At 55.9% G+C, this 22,466-nt stretch carries 25 protein-coding genes and 1 tRNA gene; 17 read left to right on the forward strand and 9 right to left on the reverse strand.

Features of this window, described 5'->3' with window-relative positions; all coding sequences use genetic code 11:
* Positions 1-3: 3 nt before the first annotated feature.
* Positions 4-1,338 (forward strand): type I glutamate--ammonia ligase, encoded by a 1,335-nt coding sequence (gene glnA / locus Q7F15_RS09420; protein ID WP_304415466.1) that lies wholly within the window; start codon positions 4-6, stop codon positions 1,336-1,338.
* 497 nt (positions 1,339-1,835) lie between these two features.
* Here the strand turns inward: glnA and Q7F15_RS09425 are convergent, their stop codons facing one another.
* A complete protein-coding gene (locus tag Q7F15_RS09425) occupies positions 1,836-2,060 on the reverse strand; it encodes a hypothetical protein (RefSeq protein ID WP_304415467.1) in 225 nt (74 codons plus the stop codon).
* A gap of 361 nt (positions 2,061-2,421) precedes the next feature.
* On the opposite strand from Q7F15_RS09425, the gene Q7F15_RS09430 reads away from it, so the two are divergent.
* Complete coding sequence (locus Q7F15_RS09430) at positions 2,422-2,910, forward strand: DUF456 domain-containing protein (RefSeq protein WP_171566704.1); 489 nt, start codon at positions 2,422-2,424, stop codon at positions 2,908-2,910.
* A 123-nt stretch (positions 2,911-3,033) separates the two neighbouring features.
* Here the strand turns inward: Q7F15_RS09430 and lexA are convergent, their stop codons facing one another.
* Positions 3,034-3,657: a transcriptional repressor LexA gene (lexA, locus tag Q7F15_RS09435; protein WP_171566705.1), complete on the reverse strand. Its 624-nt coding sequence runs from the start codon at positions 3,655-3,657 to the stop codon at positions 3,034-3,036.
* A gap of 156 nt (positions 3,658-3,813) precedes the next feature.
* Between lexA and yneA the strand changes: the two genes are divergently transcribed.
* The 4 genes from yneA to Q7F15_RS09455 all read left to right on the forward strand — a co-directional run bounded on the left by yneA (position 3,814) and on the right by Q7F15_RS09455 (position 7,188).
* Positions 3,814-4,152: a cell division suppressor protein YneA gene (gene yneA / locus Q7F15_RS09440; RefSeq protein WP_171566706.1), complete on the forward strand. Its 339-nt coding sequence runs from the start codon at positions 3,814-3,816 to the stop codon at positions 4,150-4,152.
* 105 nt (positions 4,153-4,257) lie between these two features.
* The gene (locus tag Q7F15_RS09445; protein WP_230076985.1) at positions 4,258-4,455 is read left to right on the forward strand and encodes a DUF896 domain-containing protein; all 198 of its coding nucleotides are present in this window, start codon (positions 4,258-4,260) and stop codon (positions 4,453-4,455) included.
* A gap of 90 nt (positions 4,456-4,545) precedes the next feature.
* A complete protein-coding gene (gene crcB / locus Q7F15_RS09450) occupies positions 4,546-4,911 on the forward strand; it encodes a fluoride efflux transporter CrcB (RefSeq protein ID WP_304415468.1) in 366 nt (121 codons plus the stop codon).
* A 33-nt stretch (positions 4,912-4,944) separates the two neighbouring features.
* Complete coding sequence (locus tag Q7F15_RS09455; RefSeq protein ID WP_304415469.1) at positions 4,945-7,188, forward strand: HelD family protein; 2,244 nt, start codon at positions 4,945-4,947, stop codon at positions 7,186-7,188.
* Positions 7,189-7,267: 79 nt separating this feature from the next.
* On the opposite strand, the gene Q7F15_RS09460 is transcribed toward Q7F15_RS09455, so the two are convergent.
* A complete protein-coding gene (locus tag Q7F15_RS09460; RefSeq protein ID WP_171566710.1) occupies positions 7,268-7,570 on the reverse strand; it encodes a HesB/IscA family protein in 303 nt (100 codons plus the stop codon).
* A gap of 241 nt (positions 7,571-7,811) precedes the next feature.
* Between Q7F15_RS09460 and Q7F15_RS09465 the strand changes: the two genes are divergently transcribed.
* A tRNA-Ser gene (locus Q7F15_RS09465) sits at positions 7,812-7,904 on the forward strand.
* A gap of 310 nt (positions 7,905-8,214) precedes the next feature.
* On the opposite strand, the gene Q7F15_RS09470 is transcribed toward Q7F15_RS09465, so the two are convergent.
* A complete protein-coding gene (locus tag Q7F15_RS09470; RefSeq protein WP_304415470.1) occupies positions 8,215-9,648 on the reverse strand; it encodes an amino acid permease in 1,434 nt (477 codons plus the stop codon).
* 321 nt (positions 9,649-9,969) lie between these two features.
* Between Q7F15_RS09470 and Q7F15_RS09475 the strand changes: the two genes are divergently transcribed.
* Complete coding sequence (locus Q7F15_RS09475) at positions 9,970-10,164, forward strand: hypothetical protein (protein ID WP_171566712.1); 195 nt, start codon at positions 9,970-9,972, stop codon at positions 10,162-10,164.
* An 18-nt stretch (positions 10,165-10,182) separates the two neighbouring features.
* On the opposite strand, the gene Q7F15_RS09480 is transcribed toward Q7F15_RS09475, so the two are convergent.
* Positions 10,183-10,917, reverse strand: a complete 735-nt coding sequence (locus Q7F15_RS09480) for an alpha/beta hydrolase (protein ID WP_171566713.1) — start codon at positions 10,915-10,917, stop codon at positions 10,183-10,185.
* A gap of 306 nt (positions 10,918-11,223) precedes the next feature.
* Between Q7F15_RS09480 and pdhA the strand changes: the two genes are divergently transcribed.
* The 5 genes from pdhA to Q7F15_RS09505 all read left to right on the forward strand — a co-directional run bounded on the left by pdhA (position 11,224) and on the right by Q7F15_RS09505 (position 16,490).
* A complete protein-coding gene (pdhA, locus tag Q7F15_RS09485; protein ID WP_171566714.1) occupies positions 11,224-12,309 on the forward strand; it encodes a pyruvate dehydrogenase (acetyl-transferring) E1 component subunit alpha in 1,086 nt (361 codons plus the stop codon).
* Between the two features lie 3 nt (positions 12,310-12,312).
* A complete protein-coding gene (locus Q7F15_RS09490; RefSeq protein WP_171566715.1) occupies positions 12,313-13,293 on the forward strand; it encodes an alpha-ketoacid dehydrogenase subunit beta in 981 nt (326 codons plus the stop codon).
* Positions 13,294-13,393: 100 nt separating this feature from the next.
* Positions 13,394-14,773 (forward strand): dihydrolipoamide acetyltransferase family protein, encoded by a 1,380-nt coding sequence (locus Q7F15_RS09495; protein WP_171566716.1) that lies wholly within the window; start codon positions 13,394-13,396, stop codon positions 14,771-14,773.
* 5 nt (positions 14,774-14,778) lie between these two features.
* Positions 14,779-16,191, forward strand: coding sequence for a dihydrolipoyl dehydrogenase (gene lpdA, locus Q7F15_RS09500; protein ID WP_212132533.1), 1,413 nt, complete (start codon positions 14,779-14,781; stop codon positions 16,189-16,191).
* 137 nt (positions 16,192-16,328) lie between these two features.
* Positions 16,329-16,490, forward strand: coding sequence for an aspartyl-phosphate phosphatase Spo0E family protein (locus tag Q7F15_RS09505; protein ID WP_171566718.1), 162 nt, complete (start codon positions 16,329-16,331; stop codon positions 16,488-16,490).
* A gap of 11 nt (positions 16,491-16,501) precedes the next feature.
* Here Q7F15_RS09505 and Q7F15_RS09510 read toward each other — a convergent pair whose 3' ends face one another.
* On the reverse strand, positions 16,502-17,266 hold the full coding sequence (locus Q7F15_RS09510) for a DUF5937 family protein (protein WP_230076980.1): 765 nt from the start codon (positions 17,264-17,266) through the stop codon (positions 16,502-16,504).
* Positions 17,267-17,329: 63 nt separating this feature from the next.
* Complete coding sequence (locus Q7F15_RS09515; RefSeq protein WP_230076979.1) at positions 17,330-17,482, reverse strand: small acid-soluble spore protein P; 153 nt, start codon at positions 17,480-17,482, stop codon at positions 17,330-17,332.
* 195 nt (positions 17,483-17,677) lie between these two features.
* Between Q7F15_RS09515 and Q7F15_RS09520 the strand changes: the two genes are divergently transcribed.
* Positions 17,678-18,565 (forward strand): HEPN domain-containing protein, encoded by an 888-nt coding sequence (locus tag Q7F15_RS09520; protein WP_304415471.1) that lies wholly within the window; start codon positions 17,678-17,680, stop codon positions 18,563-18,565.
* Positions 18,566-18,733: 168 nt separating this feature from the next.
* Here the strand turns inward: Q7F15_RS09520 and Q7F15_RS09525 are convergent, their stop codons facing one another.
* Positions 18,734-19,786 carry a phosphodiester glycosidase family protein gene (locus Q7F15_RS09525; protein WP_304415472.1) on the reverse strand — a complete coding sequence of 351 codons (1,053 nt, stop codon included), beginning with the start codon at positions 19,784-19,786 and terminating at the stop codon, positions 18,734-18,736.
* Positions 19,787-19,907: 121 nt separating this feature from the next.
* On the opposite strand from Q7F15_RS09525, the gene Q7F15_RS09530 reads away from it, so the two are divergent.
* The 3 genes from Q7F15_RS09530 (at position 19,908) to Q7F15_RS09540 (ending at position 21,576) form a co-directional block, all read left to right on the forward strand.
* Positions 19,908-20,051, forward strand: coding sequence for a hypothetical protein (locus Q7F15_RS09530; protein WP_171566721.1), 144 nt, complete (start codon positions 19,908-19,910; stop codon positions 20,049-20,051).
* Between the two features lie 141 nt (positions 20,052-20,192).
* Positions 20,193-21,383, forward strand: coding sequence for a DEAD/DEAH box helicase (locus tag Q7F15_RS09535; RefSeq protein WP_304415473.1), 1,191 nt, complete (start codon positions 20,193-20,195; stop codon positions 21,381-21,383).
* A 37-nt stretch (positions 21,384-21,420) separates the two neighbouring features.
* Complete coding sequence (locus Q7F15_RS09540; protein WP_212132532.1) at positions 21,421-21,576, forward strand: hypothetical protein; 156 nt, start codon at positions 21,421-21,423, stop codon at positions 21,574-21,576.
* Positions 21,577-21,606: 30 nt separating this feature from the next.
* Here the strand turns inward: Q7F15_RS09540 and Q7F15_RS09545 are convergent, their stop codons facing one another.
* Complete coding sequence (locus Q7F15_RS09545) at positions 21,607-22,443, reverse strand: serine/threonine protein kinase (RefSeq protein WP_304415474.1); 837 nt, start codon at positions 22,441-22,443, stop codon at positions 21,607-21,609.
* Positions 22,444-22,466 lie beyond the last annotated feature (23 nt).

The raw sequence follows: 22,466 nt of genomic DNA on the forward strand, positions 1-22,466 counted from the left end.
AACGTGAGCAAGTACACCAAGGAAGACATTATGCGTCTGGCCCAAGAGGAGGATGTCAGGTATATCCGCCTGCAGTTTACCGACCTGATGGGGGTCATCAAAAACGTGGAGATTCCGCTCTCCCAACTGCCCAAGGCACTGGACAACAAAATGATGTTTGACGGTTCGTCCATCGAGGGCTTTGTGCGTATCGAGGAATCCGACATGTACCTGGTGCCGGATCTGGATACCTGGGTGGTTTTCCCGTGGGGGACCGAGCACGGCAAAGTGGCCCGTTTGATCTGTGACGTCTACATGCCAGACGGCACCCCGTTTGAAGGGGACCCGCGCTATATCCTGAAACGTGCGCTGAAGGAAGCAGAAGAGATGGGCTTCACTGCTTTCAATGTCGGTTCGGAACCGGAGTTTTTCCTCTTCAAGATTAACGAGAAAGGGGAACCGACACTCGATCTGAACGACCAGGGCGGTTATTTTGACTTCGCGCCGCTCGACCTTGGTGAAAACTGCCGCCGCGACATTGTGCTTACCCTGGAAAAAATGGGCTTCGAAATTGAAGCATCCCACCACGAAGTAGCACCGGGTCAGCACGAAATTGACTTTAAATACGCCGACGCGCTGCAGGCGGCTGACCAAATCGTCACCTTCAAACTGGTGGTGAAAACCATTGCCCGTCAACACGGCCTGCATGCGACGTTCATGCCGAAGCCGCTGTTTGGCGTGAACGGTTCCGGCATGCACGCTCACCAATCTCTCTTCCGCAACAAAGAAAATGCGTTCTACGACGAATCTGATCCGCTGGGCCTCAGCCAAACGGCTAAACACTACCTGGCCGGCATTCTGCACCATGCACGCGGATTTGCCGCCATCACCAACCCGCTGGTAAACTCTTACAAGCGTCTGGTGCCCGGCTATGAAGCGCCGTGCTATGTGGCCTGGTCGGCGAAAAACCGCTCCCCGCTGGTACGCATCCCGGCTTCCCGTGGTTTGAGCACGCGGATTGAAGTGCGCAACCCGGACCCGGCTGCAAACCCGTACCTGGCTCTCGCTGTCATGCTGAAAGCAGGGCTGGACGGCATCAAGAAAAAACTGGAGCTGCCGCCGTCGGTGGACCGCAACATCTACGTGATGACCGAAGAAGAGCGCGAAGCTGCCGGCATCGAAAGCCTGCCGGCAACCCTGAAGGAAGCGATCGACTGCCTGAAGGCCGATCCGGTCATCTGCGAAGCGCTGGGTGAGCATGCCCTGGTACACTTCACCGAGGCAAAAGAAATCGAATGGGATATGTTCCGTACCCGCGTCCACGATTGGGAACGCGAACAATACATGAACACCTACTAATCAGCGAACCCCCTTTGCCTGTTGGGGCGGGGAAGTTCCGGGAGTGGGGCCGAGTGATGGCCCTGCTCCTTTTTGTTATTTTTGAGGACGAGGGCGTATGGGCTCCAGAGAGCAAAAAAAACAGCAGCCCCATGGCAGGGGCTGCACAGCGTGTAGACAAAGTCCGCGGCACATGGGAGATCAGGCCCGCTCGCTTGCTTGACGCCCAGCACAGAAGCGAATGATGTCCGCTCCAAAACGAGACGCGGGCAGGGGACAAACATCTGGGTATTTCGAGGAAGTGAGACTTGTGTCCCCTGTTGATTCCCGCGTCTTCGTTTTTCAGCTGAGCAGGTCGTCAAAGGAGCTCGCTTGGCCCATCCCGCCATGCGATGAACATTGTCTTCCGCTTCGGTTGATGAATAGGCAGGCCTTTCGGCCTGGAGATCATTTTTTGTGGACGCTAACTCAATGAACCGTTTGTCTTCAGTCTGAGCAGCCCCATGGCAGGGGCTGCGTTATGATTGTTCGTTTTCCAAACGTTTCTTTTTCACCCATTCATTCCAGTATTCAACTTCCTCAGCGCCTTCACCTAAAACTTCAATTTCGCCTATACAATATTCACAGATGTTATAGATTTCTCCATCGCGGAGAATGGAGCACTTCTTTGGTCTCAAATGCTCGATTTCGCACCAAAAAGAAAGTTTCTTGCAATGTTCGCATCTTATATCATCGTCTTCCATATTACTTTTGTACCTCCTAAGTATTAATCGACCGTACACTTACAGACGTATTCCAAAGAATACATTAACCATAATGATAAAATATGTCAATTATTATGATTTATGGAAAAAGAAAAATCTGTTTATTTTTACTGATACGTGCATATTGACCAAGATGAGTCATATGAAAAACGAATCCAGGCAGTGATAAACCAGTAATTCGCTTGCTTTCCAGCACGGATGTGAATATGAAATGGAACCGCATGGGGCCGTGTAATTTTGCAGCCTGGCTGGCTTCTGCAAAAATGTGGACGAGAATATATAGAAGGATGCAACGATTGGCGAGGTAATCCGTATATCCTAAGAGAAAGGAGTGTGCCCGATGGAAATACTGCTGTGGATTGTCATCGTGGCGTTGTTTGTCGCAAGCATCGCCGGTATTTTTCTTCCGGTATTGCCGGATACGATTTTGCTTTGGGCCGGGTTTTTGCTGTACCACTTTGTCCTCGCCGAGCCGGGGGCCGGGCTGCCGGCATCGTTCTGGTGGGGGATGGTGGTGCTGAGTGTGCTGCTGTACGGAGCCGATTTGCTGACCAACATGTACTTCGTGAAGCGGTACGGCGGTTCCAAGTGGTCGTCGATTGCAGCGGCGGTCGGTATCTTTCTCGGGATTTTCCTGTTCCCGCCGTTCGGGATGCTGATCCTGCCGTTTTTGTTTGTGGTGTTGGTAGAGCTGTTCGTATCCAACCAGCCGTTTGAACGGGCGATTAAGGCGGGGGTGGGATCGCTCGTCGGATTTCTCGGCAGCGCAGTCGTCAAGGTCGTCCTGCAAATCGTGATGATCATCTGGTTTTTCATCGCCGCCCTGTAGATCATGCTCCAAGGGGGCGAGATGCAATTCCTGCACCGGATCGTGCCGGTCTGACAGCGCCATAGAAAAAACGAGCCCGTATCTTTCGACGATGGTCGGGAAAGATACGGGCTATTCGTTTTCCTAGTGAATCAACCGGTACACTCCGATGACTTTTCCCAGAATGGTGACCGAGTCCAGGATGATCGGCTCCATCGTGGAATTCTCCGGCTGCAGGCGGAAGTGGTTTTTCTCCTTGAAGAACCGCTTGACGGTGGCTTCGTCCTCATCGGTCATCGCCACGACAATGTCGCCGTTGTTGGCCACGTTTTGCTGGCGCACGATGACGTAGTCGCCGTCGAGGATGCCTGCCTCGATCATGCTGTCACCCGACACGCGAAGCATGTACACCTTGTCCGAGGTGACAATGTGTTCCGGCAGGGGGAAGTAATCCTCCACGTGTTCCACGGCCGTAATGGGCTGCCCGGCCGTTACCTTCCCGATGACGGGCACGCGCACGACGGATACTTCATAGTCATCCTGATAGCGGTCGCCATCGGTCAACAGCTCAATCGCGCGCGGCTTGGTGGGGTCGCGCCGAATCAATCCTTTCTTTTCCAGACGGGCCAGGTGACCGTGGACGGTGGAGCTGGAGGCCAACCCGACGGCCTCGCCAATTTCACGAACGGACGGCGGATATCCCTTGTCGCGGACTTCCTTGCGAATGAAATCGATAATGGCTTGTTGTCTGCTGGATAGCTTGGACATGGACCACACCCCTGTTTTCTCGAACATGTTTTCTATATTGTACCATGGGATCTTGCGTTCGACAAACGTTAGTTCGATTTCGCTTGACACAAAACACATGTTCGCATTATGATGAAAACAAGAATATAGAACGTATGTTTGCAGGGGGATGGTATCATGCATGCTGTATCCGCACACAACCGTTTCACCAAAAAACAGGAGCGCCATAGCCGCACTGGTGTGAGACGCGGTGGGGCATTGATCTTTTTCGTGGTATTCTCTCTCTTTTTTTACTTCCTGACAGAACTTGTGTTCGCATCGGAGTCGTCGTCGATCGTGCCTGTGAAGGTAGTGACCGTTCAGAAGGGTGACAGCTTGTGGAAAATTGCCGTTGAGCACCAGGACGAAGCCGACATGGAGGTGCGCGAACTGGTGTACGCGATCAAAAAGATGAACCGACTGGACAACTCCGACATATACCCCGGACAGCGCCTGGCTGTTCCCGTCGGAGAGTAGACGGCAGCCAAGACAGCGGAGCAGGCCAGCGTATATCCTTTCGCTTGCGTTGTGCCGCCGATGTGTTATAATAGAGCGGCATTACAGAGAGTAGGGGGAGAGGCTGTGGTAACCGACGCGGAAATCAAACGGATCAACGAGTTGGCCAAGAAATCCCGCGAACAAGGCCTGACCGACGAAGAAAAACAGGAGCAGCAGGCACTGCGGCGCAAGTACATCGACGCTGTCAAGGCGTCCCTGCGGGCTAACCTGGAATCGATCCGCTATGTGGAAGATCTTGAGGACAACGGTCCCAAACATTAAGATAACGTGTACTGGCACAAAAAGGCATCCACGCGCTTCGCTTGGATGTCTTTTTCTACGACGAAACGGAGCGAACAGGGAGGAATGCGCATGTCGTGGCTTGTTGTGGCAGTGGGGGGCGCTGTCGGATCAATCGTGCGGTATGGATTGGGCCTGGTGCTGAATCAGCCGGGCTGGCCGGCAGGTACGTGGGGAGCCAATGTTGTCGGCTCGTTTTGCATCGGTCTTTTGTACGCCTGGGGAAAGGAGCGGGGGTTTCTCCCGCCGGAGCTGTACCTGCTTTTTACCACCGGGCTGTTGGGCGGCTTTACGACCTTTTCTACCTTTTCTCTGGAGGTCATCACCTTTTTTGGCGACGGGAACATTGGACGCGGATTGGCGTACGTGCTGCTCAGCGTCGGCATTGGGCTGTTGGCCTGCGGAGCCGGAGTCTGGCTGGGCCGGCATGTGGGCTGACGCCAGCGCGTTTGAAGCGAAGGGAGGATGGACGTGACGATTCGGCATCCCGATTACGAACAGGAACAAAAGCGGCTGGATGAAACGGTGTCCGCCATTGAACGGGAGATCGAGATACTGCGCGAGGAAGTAAGGGAAGTGACCGACGACTACGTGAAGCAGGTGGTCGGGTACAAAAAGGCCAAGGAACTGCGGTATCTGGAAGACCAGGGGAAGGACAAACCTTACTTCGGCCGGGTGGACTTTCTCAAGGATGAGACATACGAACTGGACATCGTCTATATCGGCAAGCGCGGCATTGTCCGCAGCGATACGTTTGATGCGCTGGTCGTGGACTGGCGGGCTCCGATTGCCAGCCTGTACTACAGCGGCGAAAGCAAGGACGCCTTCTACCGGACCGACAAGGGCATCGTCCGTGGAGAAGTTCGCCTGAAGCGCAACTTTGCGATTGAGAAGGGAAAGATTACCGGCATCTACGACGGGGCGGTCAAGGAGACGATCCGCCGGGGTATCGGCCATCCCGACGAGTTTCTCGAGGAAGGGTATATCGATGAGTTCCTCGCCGCCAATCTCAACCAGACCAACGACAGTCGGCTGAAGGACATCGTGGCGACCATCCAGTCCGAACAAAACGACATCATTCGGGCGGACAAAGACCGTCCCATCGTCGTCCAGGGGGTGGCCGGGAGCGGGAAGACCACCATCGCGCTGCACCGCCTCTCCTACCTGATCTACAACTACCAGGATACGATGATGTCGAAAAAATTCATGGTGTTTGCGCCGAACCGCCTGTTTCTGAACTACATATCGGACGTGCTTCCGGAACTGGGGGTGGATGACGTCCAGCAGGCCACGTTCTTGGACTGGGCGGCCAAGCTGGCCAAGCCGCTTCTGCCCAAAGGCTGGCGCATCACCGACCCGCAGAAGCTGCTGCGCCTGTTTTTTGAGGAAGGACAGGACCTGAGGGAACGTGAGATAACGCAGCGCCGCCTGCGGTTTAAAGGTTCGCTCGCCTGCAAGACGGCTTTGGACAACTACCTACGCTATCTGGCCGAGCAGGAGATCCCGTTCAAGACATTGAGTTTTGTCTACAGCCGGACCCAACAGGTCTTTTCCATCAGCAAAGAGACGATCAGGGAACTGTTTACCACCGTATTCGGCCACCTGCCTTACCGAAAGCGCCTCGAGGCGCTGCGCAAGCATCTGAAGCAGGAGATGAACAAGCAGCTGTTTGCCCATTTGCGCGAGATGCGGATTGATTTGGACAAACAGGGTTTGACAAGGTTTGAGCGGATGATGGAACAGATTCTGGAGAAGTACTTGTCGTCCTTCCCGCAGGTGGATGTATTCGCGGCGTACCGGAAGCTGATCACGGATGAGACGCTGCTCAGACGCCTGGCGCCGGATGACGTGGAGGACAGCGTCATTGCGGACGTCTGTCAATCATCGGAGGCGCTTTTTGCCAACGAGCGGATCGAGCCGGAAGACGTGGCGCCGCTGTTGTACCTGCGCCATCTGGTGGACGGGCTCGAACAGGCGGGGCAGTTCGACCATACGGTGGTGGACGAGGCGCAGGATCTGAGCGCCTTGGAGATTGCTGTGATCGCCCTGGTGACGAAGCGGCAGTCCTTGACCGTGGTGGGCGACATCGCACAGGGCATCCACGGCTACCGGGGCCTGCAGACGTGGGACGAATTGACAGGCGGTGTGTTTGTCCAGCCTCCCGCTGCGTATTACACGCTGGCGCAAAGCTATCGGTCCACGATTGAGATCATGCGCTGTGCCAACGAGGTGCTGCGCAGGATTCGCCTGCCCGAGTCGGTGATGGCCAGGCCGGTGCTGCGGCACGGAGAAATGCCGAAGATGCTGTCGTATGCGGCTCCGGCCGAAAAGTGGGAACAAACGGCACGGCTTGTCCGGGAATTGCAAGAAGAAGGCTTTCAGACCGTCGCCATCGTCACCAAGACAGCCGAAGAGAGCAAACAGGCGCACAAGGCGCTGCGCGGCGCGATCAGCGAACTGGTCCTGCTCGGCTCCAAAGACAGCCGATACCCCGGCGGTGTAACGGTCATGCCGGCGTATCTGACCAAAGGGCTGCAGTTTGACGCAGTGATCCTCTTGGATGTGGAGCGATACACGGACAGCGAGTGGGACGCCAAACTGCTGTACGTGGCGATGACCCGTCCCGTTCACCGGCTGTTGATCCTGCACGAAGCGGGCCGAATCAGCCCGCTGCTGTGCGATGTTCCCGACGAGTTGTTGTCCGTTACATTATAGAAACGCGTTGTTCAATTTTGCTAAACAAAGAAAAGAGCTCTCTGCGCAGATTGTCGTGCAGAGAGCTTTTTCGTTGGAATCAGTGATCCCCGTGATTGCCTTTGGACGGATTGGTGATAACGTAGCCTTCTTCCGGCAGGTACAGGTAGTCAATTTTTACGCCATCCAGCAGCGGCTCGTTTTTGTTGACGATCACGTCGATCTCCTTGTCGGTGGAGACGACCTCGTCGTCGGCACCGGGCTTGTCCAGCGCCAGGCCGTAATGGGCGTGGTCGCCGTGCTTATGCGTGATGTAGACGCGCAGTTTCAGCTCTTTGTCTTCTTCTTGATCCAGCACAGCTTTCAATTGCTTCGCAGCGTTGCGGGTGATTTTTACCTTCATGCGGGGCAGTCTCCTTACTTGTAAAAGTGTCTTCTTCATCTTACCAACAGAAAAATCGCTGTGCAATGCGCAAAGTGTGAAACGTCAGCAAGACGCGTGTGATCAAGCGCATCGCCCTGACGAAGCAGCGGCGGAAACGTGCAGCCTGGGTCCATCGTGCTGCACATTTTTTTGCCTGAAACCCACGAGCCCTCTTGATTTGCTTTAAAAAACAGGGTATACTATCACTCGTCACGAATACGGATGGGTGTCCGAGTGGCCGAAGGAGCACGATTGGAAATCGTGTAGGCGGTGTTGAGCCGTCTCGTGGGTTCAAATCCCACCCCATCCGCCATTACGCGTACACCATACGTCTTCCGGAAGCGGGAGGCGTTTTTTTGTTCCTTTTTTTGTTCCTCAGTGTGTAGACAAAGTCTGTGTCGCATGGGTGATGGGGCCCGCCCGCTCTCTTGACGACCAGCAAGGAAGCGGAAAGTGTCCGCTCCAAAACGCGACGCGGGCAGGCGGCAAACAGCTGGGTAGTTCGGTCTCTACCTTTGATCAATGTGCAGGCCTTGCAGCCTGGGACCGATGGGAAGATCAGTTCCTTCTAATATCGTATAAAAAGGCATGCCCTGATGGACATGCCTTTTTTTCTTTATATATCACTGTAGTTCGGTGCTTGCCTGCGGTGAGGGGGTGTTTACTGTCGTCTGTCGCGGCGTCATCACCGGATAGAGCAGCAGCCCGACTGCGTAGAGAGCCAGTCCAAACAGCAGCGTTTTCATGTCGGCTGTCCCCGTCTTGATGACCCAGAGCGAGAACAGCACAGCCAGCACAGCCACCACACCATCAAAGAGGCGTGCGGCCGGCTGCCGTTCATACGTCTGACCGACAACCACCAGCTTCAGCTGGAAAATGGCAGAAGCCAGATAGGGCAGGAGGATGGCCAGTGTTGCCACCGTGATGACAAAGTGGTACGCTTCGGCAATCGTGCCGGAGATCGTCGAAAAAATGAACAGTTGCGACATGAGATTCGTAACGGTCAGCGAGCGAACCGGACTCCCGCTGGCGTTTACCTTGGCAAACGAAGCGGGGAACATGCCGGCGCGGGCCGCTTGAAACGGCGGCTCTGCTCCGATCAGGAGCCAACCGATTGTGCTGCCGATCAGCGAAATGATGGCCAGCACAGCCATGACGATCCCGCCGGTGCTGCCGATGACTTGGGACAAGGCGTCTACCAGCGGCTTGTCCGACACGCGCAGTTGTTCGAGCGGCAGGACCCCCATCGTCAGGAAGGTGATGCCCATGTACAGGACGAGCGAAATCAGCAGCCCGGCGATCGTGGCCGACCGCACGTCACGTTGGGAACGGGCCCGACCGGAGAGGACCACGGCCGATTCAATCCCGATGAAGGCCCACAGTGTAGCCACCATCGCCATGTTTATCTGACCGGGCAGATCGTACACCGCACCGTTTTCATCCGTGATCGAGGCATAGAAATCGCCCATGTTGGCCGCATTGAACGCAAACAGGCAGACGACGATAAACAGCACGAATCCCAATACCTTGGTGGCGGTGGACAGGAAGTTCAGCTTGCCGGCACCGTTCAACCCTCGCACCAGCAAGGTGTGGAAGCCCCACAACAGCGCGGTGCAGACGAGAAATGTCGTGAACTTTCCTTTTTCCACCGGAAAGGAAAAGAGCGAGAACAGGACGGTTTTGTCCTGCATAATCGGGAAAAATGCGGACAGATACCCGGCAAACGTGGTGATGACAGCGACATTGCCCGCCCAGTTTGCCACCCAGTACCCCCAAACCATGCTGAAGCCGGCAACCTTTCCGGCGCGCGGATTATCAAACATGGCGCGGGCGTAGCTCTGCGGGCCGGCAGTCAAATCGGGCCGGCGGACGGACAGGTTGCCGAAGACGAGCGCGATCATCAGCACGCCAAACCCGGTCAGCAGCCAGGCGAACAGCACAGCGAGCGGACTGGACGCTTGCACCAACGTGTTGGGCAGCATGAAAATGCCGGAACCGACCATGTTTCCCACCACGAAGGCGGTCAGCAGCCAGAAGCCCCATTTTTGCGAACTCATTGGAATCCCTCCACAGTCATGAAGTCATACCTTGATGTCAGCCCATCCGTAAAGGCGGGGTCCCGGCCGTACAAAACCGGACAAGCGGGAATGTGTGCAATAGAACAGTGACGTACCCGCTTCCGCATAAGGTTTTACCATTTTACTTGTTTAATTATTTAATTGGATAAAGTAAAACGAACGTTAAAAAGTATAGCAATGTTGAAATTGACCGTCAACAAGAAATGTGCGGGAGGAGGGCGTCCGCTTTCGGGGAGTAAATCGCCCGAAGCGAGCAATACTATAGGTAGCCAACAATAGGGAAAAGAAAGAGGGATGACGATGATTTCCCCCAAACAGCGCCAGTTGGTGCAGCGTCAGATGCAGCGGGACGAAAGCAGGATCGTCAACATTGTGTTGAGTGACGCCAGACAGGTGGCGGGTGAAATTGAAAAAGCCACCCATCAGGGTGTATACCTGACGGATGGCAGCTACTACCCGTATGCGGATATTCGGGAAATCAACGGATTGTACTGAGGGAACGCGACGCCGTTTTTACAGCGGCAGGGCGGGAAAAAAGTGGCGCAGACCGTCCGGCAGTTCCTTTTGCCACAGTCCCCAAACGTGGTTACCCGGTTTTTCGCGATACGACACGGCAGCATGCTTTTCCATGAGCGACTGCCGGGCGGCGCGGTTCCACTCCACAAAATCAAATGTGCCGATATGTGTCTCCACAGCAGTTTCCTCCAGCCCGACCACCATCCAGATGTCCAGCCAGGAGAGAGTGGATTCCTGAGCGATCCGATCCAGAGTCGGCTGGAAAAAAGCGCCGGAGAGAGACAGCACGCGTGTAAACAGATCAGGACGGTCCAGCGCGATGTGCAGGGAGACTGTTCCCCCCAGCGAGTCGCCCGCCAGGACGCGGGATTTTGGATCACGACGCACCGGATAACGCTCCTCGATGTAGGGGAGCAGTTCGTCTGTAAAGAAGCGTTTGTATCCGTCATGGCGCGAACCGACGGGGGAGTATTCACTCGTCCGTTTGCTTCGTTCCACGGATACGCCGACGATGAGAAACGGCTCCACCCCATCTTCCAGGATCAGTTGATTGGCGATGGTGGCAATCCGGCCCATGGTAAAAAAATCGTTGCCGTCCTGGCAGTAGACGACTGGATATGAGAGCAGTTCGTTGTATCCGGGCGGAAGGTATACCTTGACGGAACGGGGAGTGTCCACGTGAAGGCTGGGCACTTCTTCTTTGACAATTGTACGTTTTACATAGTCGGACATGGCGATCCGCCTCCTAAGTGCAGGAATTTCCGAACTTAGCCTTGAAAAAAACTGATACAGATTTTATAGTAAATGATAACAGCAAGGAAATAAACCCTGTAATATCAATAGTATAACACGTTAAACAGATGATTGTACTGAGATATAACAGGGTGTGCGATCGTGTTTGTAAGCACTTTCAGCACAGGTGAAATTTCCCCAATGTTTTTTAGGCAGTTTTCCCTTTCTGCACGAGCGCGGCTTGGTTGCGCCGGTGTCGGTGAGGGGCTGTCTCGTTTCCACGATACCAGTGACGAGGTGAAAGTGATGAGTGTGAAAACTGCTGTTGAAAAAACAGGCAACAACACCCCGCTGCAAATCCTTGCTCCAGACGGTACAGTTGTTCGTCCTGACCTGATGCCCAAGCTCTCCGATGATGAACTGCGTGAACTGATGCGCAGAATGGTCTTTACCCGTGTGTGGGACCAGCGTGCCATCAGCCTGAACCGTCAAGGCCGTCTCGGCTTCTACGCCCCTGTGGCCGGTCAGGAAGCGTGCATGATCGGATCGGAAGCGGCCCTGTCCAAAGAAGACTTCATCCTGCCGAGCTACCGCGACATCCCGCAAATGGTGTGGCACGGCTTCCCGCTGTACAAGGCGTTCCTGTACTCCCGCGGGCATATTGAAGGCGGCCGCATCCCCGAAGACGTCAATGTGCTGATGCCGCAAATCATCATCGCAGCTCAATGTACCCAAGCTGCCGGCGTTGCCATGGGGTACAAGCTGCGCGGCGAAAAGCGCGTGGCCATCACCTACTTTGGCGACGGTGCCACCTCTCAGGGCGACTTCTACGAAGGCATGAACTTTGCCGGCGTCTACAAACTGCCGGTGATCTTCTTCTCGCAAAACAACGGCTACGCCATCTCCGTTCCGTTTGAGAAACAAACCGCTGCTGAGAATATCGCGGTCAAAGCGGTTGCAGCCGGTATCGCCAGCGCGCGTGTAGACGGCATGGACGTCTTGGCCGTTTACCACGCTGTCCAAGAAGCGAAACAGCGCGGCATCAACGGTGAGGGCGCTACTCTGATCGAGGCGCTTACCTACCGCTATGGTCCGCACACCATGGCCGGCGATGACCCGACCCGTTACCGCACCGGGGAAGAGCAAGGCGAGTGGGAGCAAAAAGACCCGCTGATCCGCTTCCGCAAGTTCCTGGAAAGCAAAGGTCTGTGGAGCGAAAAAGACGAAGAAGCCGTCATTGAAGAAGCGAAACAGGCGGTTGCCGACGCCATCAAGAAAGCGGACGAAACGCCGAAGATGAAAGTGAGCGAACTGATCGACGTCATGTTTGAAACACTGCCGCCGGCGCTGGAAGAGCAGAAGGCAGAATATCTGGCGAAGGAGTCGAAGTAAGCCATGGCACAAATGACTATGATTCAAGCCATCACGGATGCATTGCGCTGTGAACTGAAGCGCGACGAAACCGTTCTCGTCTTCGGGGAAGACGTAGGGAAAAACGGTGGGGTCTTCCGCGCGACAGAAGGTCTGCAAGCTGAGTTCGGTGAACATCGCGTGTTTGACACGCCGCTGGCAGAGTCCGGTATCGGCGGTCTGGCCGTGGGTCTGTCCGTCAACGGCTTCCGTCCGGTTGCGGAAATCCAGTTCTTTGGTTTTGTGTTTGAAACCTTTGACGCGATCGCGTCCCAGGCTTCCCGGATGCGCTACCGTTCCGGCGGGCGCTTCCACAGCCCGATCACGTTCCGCTCCCCGTTTGGCGGCGGCGTGAAAACTCCGGAGCTGCACGCTGACTCGCTGGAAGGCCTGATTCTGCAGACGCCTGGCGTGAAAGTGGTCATCCCGTCCAACCCGTACGATGCAAAAGGGCTGTTGATCTCCGCGATCCGCGACAACGATCCGGTCGTGTTCCTGGAGCACATGAAACTGTACCGCTCCTTCCGTCAGGAGGTGCCGGAGGGCGAGTACACCATCCCGCTGGGCAAGGCCAATGTGGTGAAGGAAGGCAGCGACGTTACCATCATCACCTATGGCGCCATGGTTCATACCAGCCTGAAAGCGGCGGAAGAGATCGAGAAGGCGCGCGGCGCGAAAGTGGAAGTGATCGACCTGCGCACCATCAATCCGATCGACATCGACACGATCGTGGAATCGGTGAAAAAGACCAACCGTGCCATCGTCGTGCAGGAAGCGCAAAAAACTTCCGGCGTAGCTGCCGAAATCATCGCTCAAATCAACGAACGCGCCATCCTGCACCTGGAAGCGCCGGTGCTTCGCGTGGCCGCGCCGGATACGGTATACCCGTTCGCGCAGGCAGAAGACATCTGGCTGCCTGATGTAAAACGCGTCGTGGACGGCCTGACGCAAGTTCTCGACTTTTAACGATTGAACTGCACATGCGGCGGAAAGATCAGCTTTCCGCCTTCTTTAGGCACACCTGTGAGCGATTACGTCGGAGCGTTTATTTTAAGGAGGAGATAACGTGAGTCGTTTTACATTCAGACTCCCGGAGCTTGGCGAGGGCATCCATGAAGGCGAAATCGTCAAATGGCACGTGAAGCCGGGGGATACCGTTGAAGAAGACCAAGTAATCATGGAAGTGCAAAATGACAAGGCGGTCGTGGAAGTACCGTCTCCGGTCAAAGGGAAAGTGCTGGAACTGAAAGTGACCGAGGGCACTGTTTCCGTCGTCGGCGATCCGCTGATCGAATTTGAAGTCGAAGGCGAACTGCCCAACCTGCCGGATCACGGTCATGGAGAAGCTCCGGCTGCGGCCGAGCCTGCAAAAGAAGACAAGATGGAACCGGGCTGCGACATTGGCTCCCAAGTAAGCGCCAACGCCAACCAGCCGATCGACACGCCGATGGCGCAGGCGACTGCAGCAGCAGCACCTGTAGACCGCAAACACGTGCTGGCAACGCCGTCCGTGCGCAAATACGCGCGGGAAAAAGGCGTTCAGCTCGCACTGGTGCCAGGCACCGGCAAATTGGGCCGCATCACGCGCGAAGACGTAGACCGCTTCCTCGCAGGCGGCGCGGCACCCGCACAAGCTCAAGCTGCCCAAGCACAGGCTGAAGCGGCTGCACCTGCAGATCAAGCGCCGACCGGCGTACAGCAAGCGGCTGCTGCACCGACCGTACACTACACTGCACAAGCAGGCGAAGTGGAGGAGCGCGTTCCGCTCAAAGGCATTCGCAAAGCCATCGCCAAAGCAATGGTCAAATCGGCGTACACCGCTCCGCACGTTACCATTTTCGACGAAGTGGATGTCACCGAGCTGGTGGCCATGCGCAAGGAAGCCAAACCGCTGGCAGAGGAGCGCGGTGTAAAACTGACCTATCTGCCGTTCATCGTCAAGGCGGTCGTGGCCGGACTGAAAAAGTTCCCGGAACTGAACGCTTCCATCGACGAAGAAAAACAAGAGATCGTCTACAAAAAGTACTATAACATCGGCATTGCCACTTCCACCGACGACGGTCTGTTGGTGCCGGTTGTCAAAGCGGCAGACCGCAAATCCATCTTTGAAATCGCCGGCGAAATCAGTGAACTGGCGAAGAAATCGCGCGAACGCAAGGCGACGGCAGACGAGCTGAAAGGCTCCACCTTCAGCATCACCAATATCGGTTCCGCTGGCGGCATGTTCTTCACGCCGATCATCAACTACCCGGAAGTTGCCATTCTCGGTGTAGGCCGCATCAGCGAAAAACCGGTAGTGAAAAACGGCGAAATCGTGGTCGGACAAGTGCTGTCCCTGTCGCTCAGCTTTGACCACCGCCTGATTGACGGCGAACCGGCGCAGCGTTTCGTCAACTACGTGAAGCAGCTCCTGGAGAATCCGACGCTGCTCGTCATGGAGGGATAACAACAATGGTAGTAGGGGAATTTACCACAGAAGTTGACGTTCTCGTCATCGGCGCCGGTCCGGGCGGTTATGTGGCGGCCATTCGCGCCGCCCAACTGGGCAAATCCGTCGCCGTGGTGGAGAAAGCAGACCTGGGCGGTGTGTGCCTCAATGTCGGCTGCATTCCGTCCAAAGCAATGATTCACGCCGCTCACACGTATGAGCATGCTCAGCACACGGCGAACATGGGCATTACCATGGAAAACGTAAAAGTGGACTTCGCCAAAGTCCAGGAATGGAAAAACGGCATCGTCAAGCAGTTGACCGGCGGCGTTGCTTCGCTGTTCAAGGGCAACAAGATTCAGGTAATCCCCGGCGAAGCGCTGTTTGTCAACGAAAACGAAGTACGGGTCTTCCACGGTTACGACGTGAACCGCTACCGTTTTAACCACTGCATCATCGCGACGGGGTCCCGTCCGATCGAACTGCCGGCGTTCCCGTTTGGCAAGCGCGTGCTCTCCTCGACGGAAGCCCTGTCCCTGACGGAAATTCCGAAGAGCCTGGTCGTAATCGGCGGCGGCTACATCGGAATTGAGCTGGGTACCGTCTTTGCCAAGTTTGGCACCAAGGTAACCATTTTGGAAGGCTCTGACCAAATCCTGCCGGGATTCGAGCCGGAGATGACCCGCCTGGTAGAACGCAAGCTGAAAAAGCTGGGCGTGGACATCAATGTCAAAGCGCTCGCCCAAGGCATGGAGGAAAAGGAAGACGGCGTGGTCGTCACTGCGGAAGTAAAAGGAGAGCAGAAGCAGTTTGATGCAGAATACGTGCTGGTAACCGTCGGCCGCCGTCCCAACACGGACGAACTGGGCGTACGCGACATCGGCATGAACCTGACCGATCGCGGCTACATTGTGGTGGACAAACAGGGCCGCACCAACATCCCCAACGTCTACGCGATCGGGGACATCGTTGCCGGTCCGGCTCTGGCCCACAAGGCGTCCTACGAGGGCAAAGTGGCGGCGGAAGCAATCGCCGGTCTTCCGTCCGAAGTGGACTACAAGGCCATCCCCGCTGTCGTTTTCTCCGATCCGGAGATCGCCAGCGTCGGGATCAGCGAAAGAGAAGCCAAAGAACAGGGCATCGACTACGTGGCGGGCCGCTTCCCGTTTGCCGCGAACGGCCGCGCGCTGTCTGTCAATGCCGGTGAAGGCTTCGTGAAACTGATCGCCGAAAAAGGCACCAACCTGGTGCTGGGCGCCCAGATTGTCGGACCGGAGGCGTCCAACATTATCGCCGAAATTGGTCTGGCCATCGAGATGGGAGCGACGCTGGAAGACATCGAGCTCACCATTCACGCTCACCCGACCCTGGGCGAAGTGACGATGGAAGCTGCGGAACTGGCTCTCGGCCATCCGATTCACGTGCTGAACAAGTAAACGCACAACATGCCCTGCATCAGCAACAGATGCGGGGCTTCCTTTTTTTGATGCGTTCTCGCTGGCATTCTCCTCTTTCCATGCATTATCAATTAATGTAAAATAGTGGTTGACTGAGTCGGTGGGGGTCTGGCAGCATGAAAATTACGCAGAAGAAGATTGATGATCTGCGGCAGCAACTGGAACGCGCAGCCAAAGATGCCGGTTACAATTTTAACGACCCTAAAATTGTGAGGATGAGTCAACAACTGGATCGGTTAATCGTTGCGCACATGCTGCAATACGCAAAACGCCCTTAACAGGGCGTTTTTCATTGTTCAAAACGATAAAGCAGGTGAGCAGTTTCCCCTTTTTTGATGAGAGAAGCAGCGGCAGTGTAAAAATGGCTGGGGGAGAGGACCAACTGCTGGACGGGTTGAGCGCCGGGATCTCCGTTTTCCCATACGAGCTGTTCCTGCTCGTCGTCATAGCGGAAGCGGGGATCGATTATCCGCAAATAGGACGTGATCTCATCCAGTGACCGCAGCGACAGATGGATGCGTTCCGCTTCCCGTACAAACCGGGGCGCCAACGCCTCCCACTGCGAGGCGAAAAAAAGCTGCCAGTAGGTGGAGAGAAACAGATTGAAGCGCCCTTTAACAAACGCAGGGTCTTCCCTCAGGTCAGCTGCCAGCGGAACATCCTCACAGCGAGTCTCCCATGCGTCCAGCATCGGCCGCAGGTTGTCCACAAACGCTTCTTCGGACAGCGTGAAGAAGTAATTGTATTGATCGTCAACGGCCATCACGCCTCGCGTTTGCACAGGATCAAACGCGTCGGGGATGGCGCGGGTAAACATCGGACGGAAGTATTCCCAGTCTGATGAAATGCGGGCGGCACGAAAGCCGGCCAGTACGTCCGCGGCCCAGTCGGCCAGACGCGGGTCGGGCGTTTCCTGAGCCAGTGCGTGGAGGCTTGCCGCCAACTCGTACAAGGGAGAAACACTGTAGCTGATTTTGTGCGGAAGTGGGCTGCCGCCCGAAAGCGGAATGAGAATCATGATTGGTTGACCTCCATCCAAGGATACTGTATTCATGATAGTTCATCCTTGTGGGACAATTCAATCATTTGATTGTAAAAAACAGGAAGGCTCAGCGGATCAGCCTTCCCTCGTCTTTACCTGGCGCGAGTGATTCGCCTGTTTTACCTTTTTGGAGCCGGGCATCGGCTCGCCGGTCTGTTCCATGGGTTGGTAGGTGTTGTTGTACATCTGATGGGGATTTTCTTCGCGTACGCGATCCTTGTCCATCATCATATCAACTCCTTTTTGTATAGCATGCCGGACAAGCAGGATGACGAACCATAGGAATTGCTGGTATTCTATAAGGAAGCATGTTGCAGACTGCAGAGTAGATGACATAACATTTATTATGTAATCTTTTTGGGCTGAACCAAGACTGCCCGTCGGCTGCACGTACCTGTCCAGAGCCGGAAAGGAGAGACGCCCATGCCGTATCTGATTGCCCCGGTCTTTAACTCAACGACGCTCAGACCGGTTCGGATTGAATTGCCTCAGTCGTTTCTGCTGCTGTCGGGAGAGGAAAAACTGTACAAGCTGGCCTCCCGTTTTCTTAAAAATCAAATGGACGAGAGCCGTCTGCTGTTTGACCGCAAAGTAAGGGCGGACAGCCTGTTTTTGTTTGCCGAATACCCTGATTTGAAGGTAAGGCAGGACCAAGCCTGGATCGAAGAAATTGAACAAAAGCTGAACCTGGCGGCATTGGACGGCATCTGCTCCATCCCGTACATCATCACGGCCCAGCCGCCGGTGTTTGGGATCACCTATTTGAAGCGGTCCAATGACGGGAAGAAATTTATCTTCGACGAGCGGACCGAAGAAATTTTTCAGTCCCTCATCTGGGACAAGCCGTCTTTGCCTCAACTGGCCGTTCGCCGCTACGCCCTCTCCCTGGAGAAGAAAAATCTGGAGGATCAACTGCTGGACTTGTGGATTGCGCTGGAATCGCTGTTTGTGCCCGACGGCAAAAAAGGAGAGATCACCTACAAGCTGCGGCTGCGCATGGCCTATTACTTCGGGGATACGTTTGCCGAACGGGAACAGGTGGCCCAGTTTGTCAAGCGCTCCTACAACCACCGCTCGGAGATCGTCCACAGCGGGAAGATGCTGGGCAAAGCGTTGGAGCACGATGTGCGCCGCCTGCGGCAAATGGCGCGCGCGGTTATTTTAAACACGGCGATGGAGGGCATTACGCTGCAAGAATTGCGCATACGGCTGGACGAGCTGGTCATCGCCGGAGAGAGTTACGCCAGCCGGTACAAGCCCGCCTTCTTTGAACGAGTAAACTTGGAGTCGATAAACAAGCGGAAATCATGAGTGTTCTCCTGGAGATAAACTCCAGGTGCCGGACAAATCGAGTGGATGCAAAACAGGCAGCCCGACACTTTCTGTAAGCGGGCTGCCTGTTTTTGATGCGTGAGACTGACCATGGGCGTGGTGGAATGCGGCGGATGGGGCGTGGTTCAAACCGGACAACGATTGGTCTTAGTAGACGGCCCATGCATTGGGCAAAAAGCGGCCGCGTTCGTACGGGCAGGATGTCCTGGTGATGGCTTCCCCGTTGTACAGCATCATCGAGCTGGACCCGCCGTCCATGGCCATCGCATTGACGACGCCCCGTGCTGCCAGGATTTCCGCGACGTCGTTCATGCTGGCCCCGATGGAGTGGCCGGGCTGCCGTCCGTCGATGACCAGGAACACGATGGTGCCGTCCGCTTTTTGGCCGACAGCGGTGCGCGGCTGTATCCCCCAGCTTTTGGCGGGCTTGTCCGCAAACAGGTTTTTGCCGTTGACGATGAGCTGCGGCCGGAAACTCATCGCGTCCCGAACGCCCATGTTTACCAACTCCTGGGCGGAGTAATTGCCGGTCACCAGCCTGCCGTCGTAAGTGATGCCCAAGGCTGTTTCCCCGCTCTTGGGGTTGTACCCCTGCAGGATTTTGCCGTCCTTGATCACCACGCCGTAAGCTTTGGTTCCCTTGCCGTAGCCGTCCGGGTCGTAAAACCCGCTGGCGTTGACGATCCCGATGGCGTTGTACTTCTTGGCGAACTCGTCGAGAAGATCGCCCCGGTCTTTGCGCGTGGTGACAACCAGATGGACGCGGTTGGGATCGCTGATGTACATCAGCTTGCCTTTGAAATAATAACTGCCGCGCGCTTCGTCGATCTCCTCGATCTCGATCAGCTCCTTTGGCTTTTCCGGCGCGGGGATGTCGACCGGCCGGACGTCCGGCTGCTTCGTGTCCGCCACCGAATTAATGACGACAGGATTGCGAATCTGTCTTTTTAGTTCTTCCAATTTGTCGTCGGGCAAAAACGTGTACGGTGCCCAGTAGTCGTGCTGCGTCGTCAGCAGCGTGCCGGCTGCCCATTCCCGCAGCTCTTCGCCCGTATCCGTGCAAAACAGAAAGAGCGCGCCTCCCAGGGCAAGGGTGGAAAACGTGAACGTGCAGACAGCCGTCAACCGCCAGAACCAGTTCCACCGCCGGCTGCGCCGATGCCTTCGCTTCCGCGTCAAGGTTCGTGACAAGGTGGTCATGCGTGATCTTCCCTACATTCATATTTATTTTTGTCGTATAAGTTTGACGATCGGACGGGAAAAAAGTTTCAGGGGACAGCGGGAGCGTTGGCGGACAGACTAACTGCAGGAGGTGAGGCGCATGCGCGGTTATGACAAGGAATTTCAACAACAGGTGGAAGAGTACATGAAAAATCCGCCCGGGACGCACAACCAGCACAGCGAGAAAGATCGGCACGACAAAATGGAAAAACGGGAAACCCGTCTCGATTCCAACAACCGTTGAGGGCATCAGGCGGATTTCAGCCGGATGGATCAGGTGGACGTACGGGTAGGATCAAGCGTTGAGGCATCCTGATTGGCGGTTTCGCTTGGCAGTCATTTGTGGTAAGCTTACCCATGATCATGTCTTGCCAGGAGGATTGTTGTGAGTACCACGTTTGCTGATTTCAAGCTGAGCGCACCGCTGTTGGAAGCGCTTGAGGAACGAAACATGAAGCGGCCCACATCCGTGCAGCAGGATGCCATTCCCGTCATTCAGAGCGGCCGAAACGCTCTGGTGGAATCGCCGACGGGAACGGGGAAAACGCTGGCCTATCTGCTGCCGCTGATCGACAAAGTGGAAGCGGACACCAAGGAGCTGCAGGTGCTGGTGCTGGCACCGACGCATGAATTGGTAATGCAGATTGCCAGAGAGGCGGAGCCGCTGCTTGCAAAAAAAGGGGCAACCGTGGTGCCGATCATCGGCGGCGTCGATGTGAAGCGGCAGGTGGAGCGCCTGAAAAAACGGCCGGCGCTGATTGCCGCCACACCGGGACGTCTGCTGGAGCTGATTGAGCAGCGGAAAGTAAAGGTGCACACCGTCAAAGCAGTGGTGGTGGATGAAGCCGACCGTCTTTTGGACGAAGGGTTTTCGCGACCGGTCCAGGACGTGTTGAAACGGACGATGCGGGACACGCAGCGGCTGTTTTTCTCCGCTACCTTATCAGAACAGGTGGTGCAGCTTGCCTCGGCGCTTGCCGCCGAACCAGTGGTGATCCGATCGGCGGCGCCGGAGAACACGGCGGGTGTGGCGCACATGTACCTGGTCAGCGATCCCCGCAAAAAGGCGGACACGCTGCGTCGGCTGCTGCGTCTCGTCAACGCACGCGCGTCGATCGTGTTTGTCAATCAGATCGACAAGGTGGAGGAGATCACCGCCAAGCTCACGTATCACCACCTGCCGTGCCGGTTGCTGCACCGTGACGCCAGCAAGGAGGAGCGGGCCCATACTTTGCAGCAGTTTCGCAACGGTGCATTTCCCGTCCTGATTACCACGGACGTGGCGGCCCGCGGTCTTGACATTCCGGGCGTGGAATGCATCGTCCATTACGATCCCGCTCCCGATGCGGATACCTACATCCACCGCAGCGGCCGTACCGGCCGGATGGGACGGGCGGGTCTGGTCTTTTCCATTGTCACGCCGCAGGAGTTGTTTATCGTCCGCAAGTTTGCCAAGCAGACCGGTTTGTCCATCGTGGAAAAAGCGATGTCGTACGGTGCGCTGGTCGATCCCTCTGACCTGCGCAAAAAGAACAGCGGCCGCGTACATAAGAAAGGACGCTTTCGTACAAAGTAGGAAAAGGAATACCTATTGATGCCCACAGGAGGTCTCCATGCGCAAAGATCGATTGGATGAAGAAGCTCTGCTGGTAAACGGCCCTGTTGGCGGCGAGCGCCTCTCCAAAAGCGAGCGGCAAACGCTGCGCCGGGAAGCGGGGGAACTGAAACGGCAGATGGAAGCGGCCAAGAAGCAGCCGATTCACGAGTAAGCAAAAAAGAGCAGACGCAATCGGTATTGTTCATCGATTGGACTGCTCTTTTTTCACGTTCAAATACCCATCCAGATCAGCGAGCCACTCCTCGACACTGTCGTATGCCGGGTCGATTTGCAGCAGGCGGCGGATCATCTCCCGGATCTGCGGGGAGAGCGTCAACTCTTCTTCCCAACTGCGCTCCGGCTGGTTCTCATCTGCGCGATACCCGGAGTAGAGCAAAAACAGGAAAAAGTGGCCGAGGGCATACAGGTCGCTTGTCGGCTCCACTTGCCGCTTCAACTGTTTTTCCTCCGGATAGTCACTCAGGTCCTGGGCGATGCAGGTGGGCGGGTCTCCCCGGAATCGGGCCAGTCCAAAGTCGATCAGATGGAGCCTGCCTTCCTGCCAGATCACGTTGGGGATGCGGATGTCGCGATGAATGACGTTTTTTTCGTGCAGATAGGCGACCAGCTCACCCACCTGCCGCATCAAGCGGGCCGCTTCCCACTCACTGAGCGCGGTCCCCTCTTCGAACAGCAGCTCTTCCAGCGTCGGCCCGGCGATGTATGACATCACCAGAAACGAATCGTTCCCGTGCCGAAACGACTCCAGCCAGCGCGGGATCTGCGGGTGGGAGAGGGCAGCCAGCACTCGCTGTTCGTAGTGCTGCATCACTTCTCCCTTGGGGGAGCGGCGCAGGCTGGGCTTCACCTGTTTGATCACGACAACCCGTCCGGACGGGAGATGGACGGCCCGGTAGGCGATTCCGTAGCTGCCCATGCCCAGCACCTCTTCGATCCGGTAGCTGCCGACCAGCGTGCCGGGCTTGTACGGTCTGTCGCGCACGTTGAGGTTCCACCAGGCGCAAAACTGTTTCCACATGAAGTGTCCCTCCTGTCTCCATG

The sequence above is a fragment of the Brevibacillus aydinogluensis genome (assembly GCF_961514395.1).
In the GTDB taxonomy this organism is placed as follows: domain Bacteria; phylum Bacillota; class Bacilli; order Brevibacillales; family Brevibacillaceae; genus Brevibacillus; species Brevibacillus aydinogluensis.

Coding starts and splice junctions, on each gene's coding strand:
- Q7F15_RS09540 (WP_212132532.1), top strand. CDS start 21,421: ATGCGCAAAGATCGATTGGATGAAGAAGCTCTGCTGGTAAACGGCCCT.
- Q7F15_RS09520 (WP_304415471.1), top strand. CDS start 17,678: ATGCCGTATCTGATTGCCCCGGTCTTTAACTCAACGACGCTCAGACCG.
- Q7F15_RS09425 (WP_304415467.1), bottom strand. CDS start 2,060: ATGGAAGACGATGATATAAGATGCGAACATTGCAAGAAACTTTCTTTT.
- Q7F15_RS09505 (WP_171566718.1), top strand. CDS start 16,329: ATGAAAATTACGCAGAAGAAGATTGATGATCTGCGGCAGCAACTGGAA.
- Q7F15_RS09460 (WP_171566710.1), bottom strand. CDS start 7,570: ATGAAGGTAAAAATCACCCGCAACGCTGCGAAGCAATTGAAAGCTGTG.
- Q7F15_RS09470 (WP_304415470.1), bottom strand. CDS start 9,648: ATGAGTTCGCAAAAATGGGGCTTCTGGCTGCTGACCGCCTTCGTGGTG.
- Q7F15_RS09430 (WP_171566704.1), top strand. CDS start 2,422: ATGGAAATACTGCTGTGGATTGTCATCGTGGCGTTGTTTGTCGCAAGC.
- Q7F15_RS09515 (WP_230076979.1), bottom strand. CDS start 17,482: ATGATGGACAAGGATCGCGTACGCGAAGAAAATCCCCATCAGATGTAC.
- Q7F15_RS09530 (WP_171566721.1), top strand. CDS start 19,908: ATGCGCGGTTATGACAAGGAATTTCAACAACAGGTGGAAGAGTACATG.
- lpdA (WP_212132533.1), top strand. CDS start 14,779: ATGGTAGTAGGGGAATTTACCACAGAAGTTGACGTTCTCGTCATCGGC.
- Q7F15_RS09510 (WP_230076980.1), bottom strand. CDS start 17,266: ATGAATACAGTATCCTTGGATGGAGGTCAACCAATCATGATTCTCATT.
- crcB (WP_304415468.1), top strand. CDS start 4,546: ATGTCGTGGCTTGTTGTGGCAGTGGGGGGCGCTGTCGGATCAATCGTG.
- pdhA (WP_171566714.1), top strand. CDS start 11,224: ATGAGTGTGAAAACTGCTGTTGAAAAAACAGGCAACAACACCCCGCTG.
- lexA (WP_171566705.1), bottom strand. CDS start 3,657: ATGTCCAAGCTATCCAGCAGACAACAAGCCATTATCGATTTCATTCGC.
- Q7F15_RS09490 (WP_171566715.1), top strand. CDS start 12,313: ATGGCACAAATGACTATGATTCAAGCCATCACGGATGCATTGCGCTGT.
- Q7F15_RS09525 (WP_304415472.1), bottom strand. CDS start 19,786: ATGACCACCTTGTCACGAACCTTGACGCGGAAGCGAAGGCATCGGCGC.
- Q7F15_RS09545 (WP_304415474.1), bottom strand. CDS start 22,443: ATGTGGAAACAGTTTTGCGCCTGGTGGAACCTCAACGTGCGCGACAGA.
- Q7F15_RS09480 (WP_171566713.1), bottom strand. CDS start 10,917: ATGTCCGACTATGTAAAACGTACAATTGTCAAAGAAGAAGTGCCCAGC.
- yneA (WP_171566706.1), top strand. CDS start 3,814: ATGCATGCTGTATCCGCACACAACCGTTTCACCAAAAAACAGGAGCGC.
- Q7F15_RS09475 (WP_171566712.1), top strand. CDS start 9,970: ATGATTTCCCCCAAACAGCGCCAGTTGGTGCAGCGTCAGATGCAGCGG.